Source organism: Actinokineospora sp. (genome assembly GCF_052390155.1).
Taxonomy (GTDB): Bacteria; Actinomycetota; Actinomycetes; order Mycobacteriales; family Pseudonocardiaceae; genus Actinokineospora.
Genome location: NZ_JBQTHF010000031.1, coordinates 65,607 through 79,046, shown reverse-complemented (window position 1 = coordinate 79,046; position 13,440 = coordinate 65,607). Strand labels below are relative to the sequence as shown.

Sequence of the window (13,440 nt, the reverse complement as noted above, 5' to 3'; positions counted from 1 at the left end):
ACGCCGCGCGATCACTCGCCGACGTCGCAGCCGGGCTTCCAGATCACCGCGACCGCGGACCGCGGCTGGCTGGCGCCACCGTCGGGCCAGTGCGCCAGCGGGTTGTCGGCGCTGGCGCCGTCCAGCTCACCGGGGTGCTGCACGGACACCAGGACGAACTTCTCCTCGACCACCGGCCCACACGTCTCCGCGCCGACCGGCACGGTGAGGAACTGCCTGAGGTGACCGCGTTCGCGGCCCTCGGTGGTCATCGCGAACAGGCCGTCGTTGGCGCCCAGCGCGTTGCCGTCAGTGGAGATCCACAGGTTGCCGTGCCGGTCGAACGCCAGGTTGTCCGGGCACGAGATCGGGCTGACCTGGGTCTTGTCGTAGCCGCCGAAGTAGGTGTCCGGCGCGGTCGGGTCGCCGCAGACCAGCAGCAGCTTCCAGGAGAAGGTGAGCGCGGTGTTGTCGCCGCGGTGCTCCTCCCACTCCAGCACGTGGCCGTGCTTGTTCCCGTTGCGCGGGTTGATCTCCGTGGGGCCTTCCTTGCCCGGCTTGCCGCGGTCGGTGTTGTTGGTCAGCGCGGCGTAGACGCGCCCGGTGCGCGGGTTGGGCTCCACGTCCTCCGGCCGGTCCATCTTGGTCGCGCCCACCTTGTCGGCGGCGAGCCGGGTGAAGACGTAGACCTCCTCGGCGGTGAAACCCTCCACAAAGGACCGGTCGCCCGCGGCCAGCGGAATCCACTTGCCCACGCCGTCGAACTCGCCGTCGCTGGGCAGCTTGCCGGTGCCGTCGAACTCGGCCGCCGGGCTGTCGCCGGTGAACTGCGCGACGTAGAGCGTGCCCTCGGTGAGCAGCTTCTTGTTGTGCCTGCGTGCCCAACTGCTCTGGCCGGGGCGCATGCGCTCCTTGGAGACGAACTTGTAGACGTAGTCGAAGCGCTCGTCGTCGCCCATGTACGCGACCACGCGGCCGTCGCGGGCCACGTGGATGTTGGCGCCCTCGTGCTTGAACCGACCCAGCGCGGTGTGCTTCACCGGGTTGGCGTCGGGCTCGTGCGGGTCGATCTCGACGATCCAGCCGAACCGGTTGGCCTCGTTGGGCTCCTTGAGCACGTCGAACCGATCGTCGAAGCGCTCCCACTTGCGGGTGGTGGCCGCGCCCGCGAGGCCGTAGCGCGCGAGCCGGGCCTTGGCGACCGGGTCGGTGACCGCGCCCGCGTTGGCGAAGTACTGGTTGAAGTTCTCCTCGCCGGACAGGATCGTGCCCCACGGGGTGACACCGCCCGCGCAGTTGTTCATCGTGCCGAACGCCGTGCGGCCCGTGGGGTCGGCCTTGGTCTTGAGATGGGCACTGCCCGCGGCGGGACCGTCGATGTCGAAGGCCGAGTTCACCGTGATGCGGCGGTTGTAGCGCCGGTCGAGCCTGGGCAGCAGCTTCCCACTGCGCCGGTCGCGCTCCACGACGACGACCGACAGGCCGTGCGCCGCCCAACCGATCTTGACCTGCTCCTCGGTCGGGTTGGCCGCGTCGAAGCCCTTGAACATGAAGGATTCGCTGGTGTACTCGTGGTTCGACACCATCAGGTACCGGTCGCGCGAGAGCGGAACCAGGCCGCAGAAGTCGTTGTTGAAACCGAACTGCTTGGCCTGCGCCGCGGCGGACTGGTTGTCGAAGTCGAACGCGGGCGCGCCCGGCAGCACCGGGTCGCCCCAGCGGATCACCACGGCCGAGAGGTACCCGGCGGGCGCGGTGATCTGGTCGGCCCGGTTCGGCGCGACCGGCTCGAAGTCCAGCCCCCGAACCCGGCCAGGACGGTGGCGCCGCTCGGCGTCCTCCTGGTCGACGGGCGCCGCCCCGACGACACCGCCGCCAACGGCAACGCCCGCACCGGCGACGGCCAGCACCGCCCCCGCCTTGAGCATGCCGCGGCGGCTGACGATCGAGCGGACGACGTCGCCGAAGTACGCGTTGTCCGAGGTGTTCGGCGCCTCGTGCGAACAGGCGTTGCCGCAGCGGTACTCACAGGTGACCGCGGCTCGGCCGAGTGGGTGGTCCGGCGGCAGCAGCGGCAGGTTGATCCGGCCGTCAGCAGGTGACACAGGGTCCTCCTCCGGTCTGTCCGTCGCTGCGGACAGCCAATGGTCAGTCAGGTGGGAACGGCGTGACCGTAGGAGTCGCAAGATAGGGGCAGCGGACATCGGGGTAAACAGGGGGCGAACAGATTCGCGTCACCGCAGCTAGCCGGTGGGCAGACGACGAGAGCCACCGTCGGGACTCCCCGACGGTGGCTCTCGGCTGCCGGTCAGCGCTCGATGTCGCCCCGGATGAAGGCTTCGACGGCCGCGAACGCGGCGTCGTCGGAGTACTGCTCCGGGGGGGACTTCATGAAGTAGGACGACGCCGACAGGATCGGGCCACCGATGCCGCGGTCGAGGGCGATCTTCGCGGCGCGGACCGCGTCGATGATCACGCCCGCGGAGTTGGGGGAGTCCCAGACCTCCAGCTTGTACTCCAGGTTCAGCGGCGTGTCGCCGAAGGAGCGGCCCTCCAGGCGCACATAGGCCCACTTGCGGTCGTCGAGCCACGGCACGTGGTCCGACGGGCCGATGTGCACGTCGGCCTTGGCCATCTCGTGCGGGATCTGCGAGGTCACCGACTGGGTCTTGGATATCTTCTTCGACTGCAGGCGCTTGCGCTCCAGCATGTTCATGAAGTCCATGTTGCCGCCGAAGTTGAGCTGGTAGGTGCGCTGCAACTCGACGCCGCGGTCCTCGAACAGCTTGGCCATGACCCGGTGTGTAATGGTGGCGCCGACCTGGGACTTGATGTCGTCGCCGATGATCGGGATGCCCGCCTCGGTGAACTTGGCGGCCCACGCCGGGTCGGAGGCGATGAACACCGGCAGCGCGTTGACGAAAGCGACACCCGCGTCGATGGCGCACTGCGCGTAGAACCGGTCGGCGTCCTCGGAACCCACCGGCAGGTACGACACCAGCACGTCGACCTCGGCCTCGCGCAGCGCGGCGACCACGTCGACCGGGTCCTCGTCCGATTCGCTGATGATCTCCCGGTAGTACTCGCCGAGGCCGTCCATGGTGTGGCCCCGCGCGACCGTGACACCCATCGGCGGCACGTCGCAGATCTTGATCGTGTTGTTCTCGCTGGCGACGATGGCCTCGGAGAGGTCGCGGCCGACCTTCTTGGCGTCGACGTCGAACGCGGCGACGAACTCGATGTCGCGCACGTGGTACTCGCCGAACTGGACATGCATCAGACCTGGTACGCGGGAGGCGGGGTCGGCGTCGCGGTAATAGTGCACTCCCTGCACCAGCGACGCCGCGCAGTTGCCGACGCCGACGATGGCCACCCGCACGCTCTGGCGGTTCTCGCCCATGCCGGTTCTCCTTCTCGTTTGCAGCCGCGCCGGGGCACGGGTCTCGTCACAGGCCGGTCGCCTGTCTGGCGTTCAGTCGGTCGTGCCGCGCTGTTCCCGCTGCTCGTGCGCGATCAGCTCGTTCAGCCAGCGCACTTCGCGCTCGCTGGTCTCCAGTCCCAGCCGGTGCAGCTCCCGGGTGTACCGATCGATCTGCTCGCCCGCCCGGGCCATCGAGCTGCGCAGACCTTCCCTGCGCTCCTCGACGCGGCGCCGCCTGCCTTCCAGGATGCGCATCCTGACCTCGGCCGGTGTCCGCGAGAAGAACGCCATGTGGACGCCGAAACCCTCGTCGTCCCAGGTTTGCGGTCCGGCGTCGCCGAGCAGCTCGCCGAAGCGCTCCTTGCCCTCGGCGGTGAGCTTGTACACCCGCTTGGCCCGCCTGCCCCACGACCGCGCGTCGGCGTCGGGCGTCTCCTCCGCGATCCATCCGGCCCGCAGCAGCCGCCGCAGGGTCGGGTAGAGCGAGCCGTAGGAGAACGCCCGGAGCGTGCCGAGCAGGTCGTGCAGCCGCTTGCGCAACTCGTAGCCGTGCATCGGGGCCTCGTGGAGCAGCCCGAGAATCGCGAATTCGAGCACGGGCACCTCCCACGGCCGAGCTACTGAGTTCACGAACCAGACCTTCATGAACCAGACCTACTGAACCACTATATCGTGCCGATACATCAGGCGCCGGTACAGCCGTGGTGCCTGTGGTCCTCGACACGTGAACGCCGCAGGTCGCGGGCCGGATCGTGGCCTGGCAACAGCACCGCCGGTCACCGCGTTCTCAGGTAACGAATGTGACGCACGGTGCAGGTCGGCTGCACCGATCGGCGCATCGCCGTGGTAACGGGCCCGCGTACGCTGTCAACGTGCGAACGCAGCGGCAGATGGTCGACTACGCGTTGCAGCGCAAGTCGCTGCTCGCGGAGGTCTACTCGGGCCGTGTCGGCACCACCGAGGTGTGCGACGCGAACCCGTACCTGCTGCGCGCCGCCAAGTTCCATGGTCAGCCAACCGAGGTGACCTGCCCGGTCTGCCGCAAGGAGCAGCTCACCCAGGTGAGCTGGGTCTACGGCGACGAACTCAAGCATGCGTCCGGTTCGGCGCGCGCTCCCGAGGAGCTCGCCAGGATGGCCGCGATGTTCGAGGAGTTCACCGTCTACGCGGTCGAAGTTTGCCGCACCTGTTCGTGGAACCACCTGGTGCAGTCATACGTCCTGGGAACGGGGGGCGTTCGCGCGCCCAAAACCCGTGGCAGGAGGACGGCGGCCGAGTGAGGAGCTTGCACACGTGCCCATCGCGTCGCAGGCTGCTCGACATGCTCGCCGCGGATGACCACCGAACGCCGCCCCAGGTCGGGGTGCCGGTCTGGGAGGCCCTTTCGTGAACGACCACAGAGACCAACGGCGATCCGGCGAGCCCGAGTGGCCCACCGGCGACGACCCGGACGCGGCCAAGGCCGCGCGGGCCGAACAGCCCGCGGAGCGCACCGGGTTCTGGAGCCCGCTGTGGGAGGACGACGACGACCCGGCGGCAGGCCGCGGTCGCCCGGACGCGGGTGGCGCGCGTGCCGACCGATCCGGCGGCAGTCACAGCGTCACCGGACAGGGCCCGGACGGACAAGGCGGATTCGGTGGAAACAGCCTGGCCCCGGGGGCCTTCGGCGGTTCCCGGGCGAACGGGCCGGGCGGACCCGGACCCGGTCGCGGTCCCGGCGCACCCGGCTCCGGCCGTCCCGGCGGGCCCGGTCCCGGCGGGCCGAGCGGGAACGGTCCCGGCATGAGCGGGCCAGTCGCGAACGGTCCTGGTGTGAACGGCCCGGGCGGATTCGGTGCGAACGGTCCCGGCGGGCCTGGCCGTGGCGCGAATGGTCCCGGCGGGCCGAACGGAAACGGTCCCGGCGGGCCTGGCGAGCGCGGACCGGCGACACCGCCGCCGGGGTTCCGTCAGCCCGGTGGACCCGGCATGCCCCGACCCGGCGTCCCCGGCATGGGCGCGGCGGGCATGGGCGCGGCCGGTGCGGCAGGCATGGCGATGGGCGCGCCCGGTGCGTTCCCGCCCGGCGGACGACCGGGTATGCCACCCCAAGGCGGCGGTAGGCCGATCCCGCCGCGGAACCCGGTCGAGGACCCGACGGTCTTCATGAACCGGATGCCCGGTCAGGCGCGGTCCGAGCCCGAGCTGCTCACCCACCGCGAACCGGACGACGACTACTACGACGCCGATTTCGACGGGCCGGACGCCGACGAGGACGGCCCGCTGACCGACGAGCAGCGAAAGATGCGCCGCAAGAAGATCTGGCGCCGGGTCCGGCGCACCATGTACGTGGGCACCGCCCTCATGATCATTCTGCCGGTGCTGGCGTTCTTCATCACCTACCAGATGGTCGAGGTCGACAACCCGGCCGACGTCGCGCGGGCCCAGGACAAGGTCGTCACGCTCTACTACGGCGACGAGACGACCGAGATGGTCAAGATCGCCGAGTCCGGCGCGAACCGCATCCTGCTCAACCACAACCAGATCCCGGAGCAGGTGCTGCACGCGGTCTACGCCGCGGAGGACGCCTCGTTCGAGACCAACTCCGGGTTCGACCTGACCGGCATCCTGCGCGCGGGCTGGAACCAGGTGACCGGCGGCGGGGGCGGCGGCTCGACCATCTCCCAGCAGTACATCAAGAAGGCCAGCGGCGACGAGGACAAGACGCTGACCCGCAAGTGGGTCGAGATCGTCAAGGCGTACAAGATGAACGAGACCTACTCCAAGCCCGACATCATCACCGCGTACCTGAACACGATCTACTTCGGTCGTGGCGCGTACGGGGTGGCCGCCGCGGCGAAGGCGTACTACAACCTCGACGACATCAGCCAGATCACCAAATCCCAGGCGGCGCTGCTGGCAGGCATGATCCAGACGCCCGCGCGGTCCAAGGACACCCAGTACCAGCTCGACCGCTGGACCTACGTGACCGGCCGGATGATCGCGAACAACTGGATGACCGAGACCGAGCGCCAGGCGCAGCCGTTCCCGCCGCCCGTGCCGGTGGCCGACACCAAGGGCGCGGCGCTGCCCGCGCCGCGCCGGGGCATCCCGGACCTCGCGATCAAGGAGCTCGAAGATCGCGGGATCATGACCGAGGACACCATCAAGCGCAACGGGTACAAGATCATCACCACCATCGACCTGCGCACCCAGGAGCTGGCCGAGCAGGCGGTCGCCGAGGTCATGGAGGGCCAGCCGGTGAACCTGCACGCCGGGCTGGTGGCGATCGACCCGAAGTCCGGCCAGGTCAAGGCGTACTACCCGGGCTCGGACGGCACGGGCACGGACTGGGCGGCGACCCGGCAGGAGCCCGGGTCCTCGTTCAAGCCGTTCGACCTGGTCGGGCTGCTGAAGAAGGGCAAGGGGCTGGGCGAGATCTACGACAGCACGCCCAAGGCGTTCGGCAACCCGAACGGCAAGAAGGTCCGCAACGCCTCGAACCCGTCCTGCGGCACCCAGTGCACCGTCGCGCAGGCGATGAAGGAGTCGCTGAACGTGGTGTTCAGCGACATGGTGTTCAACGACGTCAAACCGCCGGGTGTGGTCGAGGCCGCGAAGCAGTCCGGTGTGCTCTCGCCGCTGGACAAGGCCGCGGGCGACATCAACATCGCCATCGGCGGCGGCAACACCCAGGTGAGCACCACCGACATGGCCTCGGCCTACGCCACGTTCGCCGCGGGCGGCAACTACCGCATGCCGCGGCTGGTGTCGAAGGTGCTCAAGGCCAACGGCGACGTCGTCTGGGACTCGGCGGTGTACCCGGACTACCAGGAGAAGCAGGCGTTCGACGAGAACCAGGACACCAACCAGAAGATCGCGCGCAACGTCACGGAGTCGCTGCTGCCGGTGCCGAAGTACTCGAACATCGACTGCGCGGGCGGGCGCCAGTGCGCGGGCAAGACCGGCACCCACCAGTACCTCGACACCAAGGACAACGCGAAGGCGTGGATGGTGGGCTACACCCCGCAGATGTCCGCGGCGGTGTCCATGAGCGGCGACAAGGACAAGCTGATCCTGCGCGACGCGAAGGACGGGATCATCTTCGGCAGCGGCCTGCCGGGCAAGATCTGGAAGAAGTTCATGGACAGCTACCACCAGGAGTTCAAGCTGCCCAAGGAGGGCTTCGGCAAGTACGTGCCGATCGGCAAGGCCGAGCAGTCGGCGCCGCCGAGCGTGCCGAAGCCGCCGTCGTCGGAGAACCAGCCGCCCAGCGGCGGCCCGACGACCACGGAGACCAAGCCCGCCGAGTCGACCAAACCCGACCCGACGACGACCACGCGCACCCGGCCGACCAGGCCATCGGAGTCCGGTCTGCCGCTGCCCGGCGACGGCGGCGGCTGACCCCGGCCCGTCCGGGCGAAATCTCCACCGCTGACCCTGGCCGCACACCTCAGGCCGTAGCATCGCGCGCGTGCCAGGCGATCCAGGTCGGACCGACGAGGTCGAGTCACCGTCGGGCGCCCGCGCGCCCAGCACCGGCGGGGTGCCCGACACCGCGTCGCTGGCGCCCGGCGACCGGGTCCGGCCGACGTGGTCGGAGTCGCTCGCGCGCAACGCCAGCGGCCCGGTCGGCGGGGTGCTGGGCAAGCACGCGGTCGTCGGCAGACACTGGTTCTGGACGCCGCTGCGGGTCGCGCTGCTCATCGCGGTGGCGGCGCTGACGCTGAGCTGGTTCGGCAAGGCGGCCTGCGCGCAGCAGTACGACGCGGGCAACGGCACGCTGGAGCTCGACTGGCGCTCGAACCGCCAGTTCGTCGCGATGTGCTACTCCGACATCGTGCCGCTGTACTCGGCGGAGCGGCTCGATCGGGGCGGCTTCCCGTACCTGACCATGTGGTACGACGACGAGGGCAAGCCCACCCAGCACGAGCGGTACATGGAGTACCCGGTGATCACCGGGATGTTCCAGTGGGTCAACGCGAAGCTGGCGCAGGGCTGGGTGTCGCTGGCGTCCTCCGGGTGGCTGCCGACGGGGCTGCCGGTGGTCGTCTACTTCGACATCAGCGCCTTCTGGCTGGCGCTGGCCTGGCTGGTCACGATCTGGGCGGTGGCCAGGACCGCGCGGCGCAGACCGTGGGACGCGGCGTTCATCGCGCTGTCCCCGCTGGTCCTGGTGCACGCGTTCACCAACTTCGACACCCTCGCCACGGCGTGCGCGGCGGGCGGGCTGCTCGCGTGGGCCCGCAAGCGGCCGGTGCTCGCCGGGATACTGCTCGGCCTGGGCGGCGCGGCGAAGCTGTACCCGCTGTTCCTGCTCGGCCCGCTGCTGGTGCTGTGCGTGCGGTCCGGCAAGGTCCAGGAGTGGTGGAAGGCCGCGGGCGCGGCGGTGGTCACCTGGGCGGCGGTCAACGCGCCGATCTTCCTGCCCGAGGCGCTGCGGCCCGGCTGGTTCGAGTTCTTCCGGCGCAACTCCGAGCGCGGCGCCGACCCGGACTCGATCTACAACGTGATCATGCACTGGACCGGGTGGACCGGGTTCGACGGTCCGCTGCCCTTCGGCGAGTCGCCGTTCTGGCTGAACCTGGTCACCGCCGTGCTGTTCCTGCTGTGCTGCGCCGGGGTCGCGTTCGTCGCCTGGCACGCGCCGATGCGGCCGCGGGTGGCGCAGCTCGGCTTCCTGGTGGTGGCGGCGTTCCTGCTGACCAACAAGGTGTGGAGTCCGCAGTACTCGCTGTGGCTGGTGCCGCTGGCCGTGCTGGCGCTGCCGCGGTGGAAACTGCTGCTGGCCTGGATGACGATCGACGCCCTGGTGTGGGCGCCGCGGATGATGTACTACCTCGGCGAGTCCAACAAGGGTCTGCCGGAGGACTGGTTCCTCGGTTTCGTCGTGGCCCGCGACCTGGCCGTCATCGGGCTGTGCGTGCTGATCATCTACGAGATCTACCGCCCCGAGCGCGACGTGATCCGCCAGGGCGGCGAGGACGACCCGGCGGGCGGTGTCCTCGACGGCGCGCCCGATGTGTTCGTGCTGCGGCCCGGCGAGCCCGCCGCGGCCCCGGATCGGGAGCCCGCGCGGGCGGGTTAGCGAAACAGGTTGGTTGAACGCTGCACGAGGTGACAGACTGACCGCACTAGTGGTGGGATGATCGGAGGAAGCGTGCGCCAACGGCATGGCTTCTGGCTCGGCTTCACCGCCTACCTCATCTGGGGCTTCTTCCCGCTCTACTGGCCGCTGCTGCGCCCGGCGGGCCCCGTCGAGATCCTCGCCCACCGCATCGTCTGGTCGCTGGTCGCGGTGATCGCGCTGATCGCGGTGGCCCGCCGCTGGTCACACCTGCGCGCGGTGCTCGCCGACCGGCGCAAGCTCGGCTACATCGCCGTGGGCGCGGTCACGATCGGCATGAACTGGGGCATGTACATCTACGGCGTCAACAGCGGCCAGGTCGTGGAGACCTCGCTCGGGTACTTCATCAACCCGCTGGTCACCATCCTGCTCGGGGTGGTGCTGCTCGGCGAGCGGCTGCGGCCCGTGCAGTGGCTCGGCCTCGCGATCGCGTTCGCCGCCGTGGTGGAGCTGACCTACGACTACGGCAGGCTGCCGTGGATCGCGCTCACCCTGGCGTTCTCGTTCGGCACCTACGGGCTGATGAAGAAGAAGGCCGACGTCGGCTCATCGGAGGGCCTGGCGCTGGAGACCATCCTGCTGGCACCGATCGCCATGGTGTTTCTCCTCGTCACGCACGTGAGCGGGGGCGGGACGTTCGGCCACGCCGGGTGGCTCAACATGGTGCTGCTGGTGGGCACCGGGCTGATCACCGCCGTGCCGCTGCTGCTGTTCGGCGCGGCGGCCACCCGGGTGCCGATGACCATGCTCGGGCTGTTGCAGTACTTCGTGCCGATCATCCAGTTCGCGATCGGCCTGCTGGTCTTCCACGAGCAGATGACCACCGCGCGCTGGGTAGGGTTCGGTCTGGTGTGGACGGCGCTGGTGCTCATCACGGTGGAGTCGCTGGTCTTCCGCCGCCGCGCGGCCATCGCGGCAAAGCCTGCAGACCGGCAGCCGGAACTGGTGTAGACACCTCGGTCATGGACTTGATCGGCGACACCGTCCGCCTGCGCCTCGCGACCAATCGCGACACCGACCGCTTCCTCGTCATCGTCACCGCGCCCGGCGTGGTCGAGTGGTGGCGGGGCTACGACCGGGCGCGGGTGCTGGCCGAGCTGACGAACCGGCTGCCGGACGTCATGGTGTACGCCGTCGAGGTCGACGGCACGGTGATCGGACTGGTGCAGACCGACGAGGAGGACCACCCGGAGTACCGGCACGCGGGCATCGACCTCGCCCTGCACCCCGACTGGCACGGCCGCGGCCTGGGCGCGGACACGGTGCGCACGCTGGCCAGACACCTGTTCACCCGCGGCCACCACCGCATCGTGATCGACCCGGCGGCGGACAACGTCAAGGCCATCCAGGCCTACTCGGCGGTCGGCTTCCGTCCGGTCGGCGTCATGCGCCAGTACGAACGCGGCCCCGACGACACCTGGCACGACGGCCTGCTGATGGACCTGCTGCGCGACGAACTCGTCTAGCGGCTTGCCCGAAATACCCGCGGTCACGCCCGGGACAGTACGGCCTCGGTCTCGGCGTCCACGTCGTCCACAGTGGATCTCGCGCCGAGGAACGCGACGAACAGCCCGGCCAGCAGCGCGGCCCGGCCCCACACGCCGATCATCACCGCCTGCGCGGCGAAGCCCTCGTAGATGCCCGATGGCTGCTTCGCCGCGATCTGCGCGAACCACAGGAAGATGCCGACACCCATGGCGAGGTCGGCGACGAAGTAGCTCGCCACCCAGCCCCAGCGGATCTTCATCAGCACGAACATCGGCACCAGCCACAGCGTGTACTGCGGCGAGTGGACCTTGTGCAGCAACAGGAATCCGCACAGCATCGCCGCCGACACGGCCACCCACGGGTAGGTGCCCTCGCGCTGGAACCGGACCCAGCCGACCACGCAGGCCGCCGCGAACGCGCTGAACACCAGCACCGGCGAGGCGATGTCGATGAGCTGGTGCACGGCCTCGTTCTGCGGGTCGGAATCGGGCCGGAACCCCCAGAACCAGATCGAGTTGGCGGTGATGTCGGCCTTGCGCTGCCCCTGGAAGACGAACGACGCGAGCCACCCGTCGAACCCGGCGACGGCGAACGGCACGTTGACCGCGATCGCGGTGCCGATCGACACCACCGCCACCCGGATCATCCCGGCGACATCGCGCGCTTTGCCCGCCGCCAGCTCCTTGCCGCCGCGACCGCCGGTCAGCACGTAGAGCATCAGCGGCAGCACGAAGATCGCCGGGTAGATCTTGAACGCGAACCCGAGGCCGAGCAGCACCGCGGCCATCGAGGCCCGCTGCCGCAGCGGCCGGTCGATCCCGCGCGCGCCCCAGCCGCGGTGCACCACGTACACCGCGGCCACCGCGCACGCCACGACCGGCAGTTCCCAGTTGTGGAACGCGTAGAGCACCAGCGGCGGGGACAGTGCCCAGATGAGCGCCCGCCAGCGCGACAGCCTGCCCAGCAGCCACGCCGTCGCCAGCCCGAAGGGCGCCATCAGCAGCGCGGACGCGAGCAGGAACCCGGCGTCGGTGTCGACCAGCAGCGCGCCCGCCCAGATCATCAGGCCGGTGAGCACCGGGTACTCGACGGTGCCGCCGCTCAGCTCGCCGTTCTCGTCGATCTTGCCGTCGACATACGGGAAGACGTGCCGGTCGATGTCGCGGCCGATCCAGAGGAACTGGATGTCGGAGTAGCAGACCTCGGCGTACTTGCGCTCGGCGAAGTCGGGCCCGCTGCGCCCCCACGTGTCGAACTCGGGGCCTGCGCACCGGTTCTTGTTGGCGAACCCGAGCAGCAGCGTGATCCCGCACAGCAGCACCATCAGCGCCAGCGCCGAGCGGCCCAGGCCGACGGCGACGGCGACGGCCAGCCGAGTGCGTTGCGGAGCCTCGGACACCCCGTTGTCCGCCTTCCCTGACGCCGTGACATGTGCGGGCACGGTGCTCACCGCCCGAGCGCCTCACGCAGGAACGCGATGTCCTCCGCCTGGCCCTCGCTCGGGGTTTCCACGACCACGGGCGCGCCCGCCGCCGCGACGACCGCGACAAGTTGATCCGCATCGATCGTGCCAGTGGCGATGTTGTCGTGCCGGTCGCGCGCGGAGCCGAACTCGTCGCGCGAGCTGTTGAGGTGCACGAGGTCGATCCGGCCGGTGATGGCCATCACCCGATCGACGATCCCGACCAGGTCCTCGCCCGCGGCGAACGCGTGGCAGGTGTCGAGGCAGAACCCCGCGCCGAACTCGGCGACCTGGTCCCAGAGCCGGGCGAGCATGTCGAACCGGCGGGCCATGGCGTTGTCGCCGCCCGCGGTGTTCTCGATCAGGATCGGCACCGCGAAACCGCCATCGGCGTGCTGGCGCTCGAAGAACTTGCGCCAGTTGGCCAGGCCCTGCTCGGGGTCCTCGCCCTCGTTGAGGTGGCCGCCGTGCACGACAAGGCCGAGCGCGCCGACCGTCGCCGCGGCGGTCGCGTGCTGGTTGACCAGCTTGCGCGACGGGATGCGGATCCGGTTGTTGGTCGAGGCCAGGTTTACCCGGTAGGGCGAGTGCACGAACACGGTCAGGTCGGACTCGCGCAGCTCGTCGGCCTGCGGGTGCGGTGTCGGCGCCTTGAAGCTCTGCGGGTCGGCAAGGAAGAACTGCACGACGTCCGCACCGCGCTCGCGGGCCGCGGCGAGCGGGTCGTCGTCGCGGACATGGGCGCCGATGCTCATGGTCCGCGAGCGTAGTCGCCGCGCCGACAGCACAGCTTCGGCGGTGCTGTCTCGCCCGGCGGGGTGGCCCATTCGTGCCATCCGGGTGCCTTCAAGGGAACAGACACTGGGTGGGCGTCACAAGAACGGGTTATCGTCGTTCTAACAAGTGACGCTACCGGCCGGTACCCGAGGGGATCCACTATGCGACGGCGCATCAAGACCTCCGCGGCCGGCCTTGCGCTTGCCT

Annotated in this window: 10 protein-coding genes; 5 read left to right on the top strand and 5 right to left on the bottom strand. The window is 69.7% G+C overall.

Features of this window, described 5'->3' with window-relative positions:
• Positions 1–11 precede the first annotated feature (11 nt).
• The 3 genes from ACT4N7_RS13385 to ACT4N7_RS13375 form a co-directional block, all read right to left on the bottom strand.
• The gene (locus ACT4N7_RS13385) at positions 12–2,084 is read right to left on the bottom strand and encodes a PhoX family protein (RefSeq protein ID WP_444829016.1); all 2,073 of its coding nucleotides are present in this window, start codon (positions 2,082–2,084) and stop codon (positions 12–14) included.
• A gap of 203 nt (positions 2,085–2,287) precedes the next feature.
• Positions 2,288–3,379 (bottom strand): inositol-3-phosphate synthase, encoded by a 1,092-nt coding sequence (locus ACT4N7_RS13380; protein ID WP_444829015.1) that lies wholly within the window; start codon positions 3,377–3,379, stop codon positions 2,288–2,290.
• Between the two features lie 72 nt (positions 3,380–3,451).
• Positions 3,452–3,997, bottom strand: coding sequence for a PadR family transcriptional regulator (locus ACT4N7_RS13375; RefSeq protein WP_444829045.1), 546 nt, complete (start codon positions 3,995–3,997; stop codon positions 3,452–3,454).
• Between the two features lie 275 nt (positions 3,998–4,272).
• Between ACT4N7_RS13375 and ACT4N7_RS13370 the strand changes: the two genes are divergently transcribed.
• The 5 genes from ACT4N7_RS13370 (at position 4,273) to ACT4N7_RS13350 (ending at position 10,972) form a co-directional block, all read left to right on the top strand.
• Positions 4,273–4,680 carry a DUF5318 domain-containing protein gene (locus ACT4N7_RS13370; protein WP_444829014.1) on the top strand — a complete coding sequence of 136 codons (408 nt, stop codon included), beginning with the start codon at positions 4,273–4,275 and terminating at the stop codon, positions 4,678–4,680.
• A gap of 688 nt (positions 4,681–5,368) precedes the next feature.
• On the top strand, positions 5,369–7,783 hold the full coding sequence (locus ACT4N7_RS13365; protein WP_444829013.1) for a transglycosylase domain-containing protein: 2,415 nt from the start codon (positions 5,369–5,371) through the stop codon (positions 7,781–7,783).
• Positions 7,784–7,925: 142 nt separating this feature from the next.
• On the top strand, positions 7,926–9,467 hold the full coding sequence (locus ACT4N7_RS13360; RefSeq protein WP_444829044.1) for a glycosyltransferase family 87 protein: 1,542 nt from the start codon (positions 7,926–7,928) through the stop codon (positions 9,465–9,467).
• Positions 9,468–9,539: 72 nt separating this feature from the next.
• On the top strand, positions 9,540–10,457 hold the full coding sequence (gene rarD / locus ACT4N7_RS13355) for an EamA family transporter RarD (protein ID WP_444829012.1): 918 nt from the start codon (positions 9,540–9,542) through the stop codon (positions 10,455–10,457).
• An 11-nt stretch (positions 10,458–10,468) separates the two neighbouring features.
• Positions 10,469–10,972, top strand: a complete 504-nt coding sequence (locus tag ACT4N7_RS13350; protein ID WP_444829011.1) for a GNAT family N-acetyltransferase — start codon at positions 10,469–10,471, stop codon at positions 10,970–10,972.
• 23 nt (positions 10,973–10,995) lie between these two features.
• Here ACT4N7_RS13350 and ACT4N7_RS13345 read toward each other — a convergent pair whose 3' ends face one another.
• Both ACT4N7_RS13345 and ACT4N7_RS13340 read right to left on the bottom strand, forming a co-directional pair.
• Complete coding sequence (locus tag ACT4N7_RS13345) at positions 10,996–12,444, bottom strand: glycosyltransferase family 87 protein (protein WP_444829010.1); 1,449 nt, start codon at positions 12,442–12,444, stop codon at positions 10,996–10,998.
• Positions 12,441–13,211: a deoxyribonuclease IV gene (locus ACT4N7_RS13340; RefSeq protein WP_444829009.1), complete on the bottom strand. Its 771-nt coding sequence runs from the start codon at positions 13,209–13,211 to the stop codon at positions 12,441–12,443. Before ACT4N7_RS13340 ends, ACT4N7_RS13345 begins: the two co-directional genes overlap by 4 nt.
• Positions 13,212–13,440 lie beyond the last annotated feature (229 nt).

Excerpts from the sequence above, each read along its gene's own strand:
- ACT4N7_RS13380 (WP_444829015.1), bottom strand. The coding sequence starts at position 3,379 with ATGGGCGAGAACCGCCAGAGCGTGCGGGTGGCCATCGTCGGCGTCGGC.
- ACT4N7_RS13365 (WP_444829013.1), top strand. The coding sequence starts at position 5,369 with ATGCCCCGACCCGGCGTCCCCGGCATGGGCGCGGCGGGCATGGGCGCG.
- ACT4N7_RS13350 (WP_444829011.1), top strand. The coding sequence starts at position 10,469 with ATGGACTTGATCGGCGACACCGTCCGCCTGCGCCTCGCGACCAATCGC.
- ACT4N7_RS13340 (WP_444829009.1), bottom strand. The coding sequence starts at position 13,211 with ATGAGCATCGGCGCCCATGTCCGCGACGACGACCCGCTCGCCGCGGCC.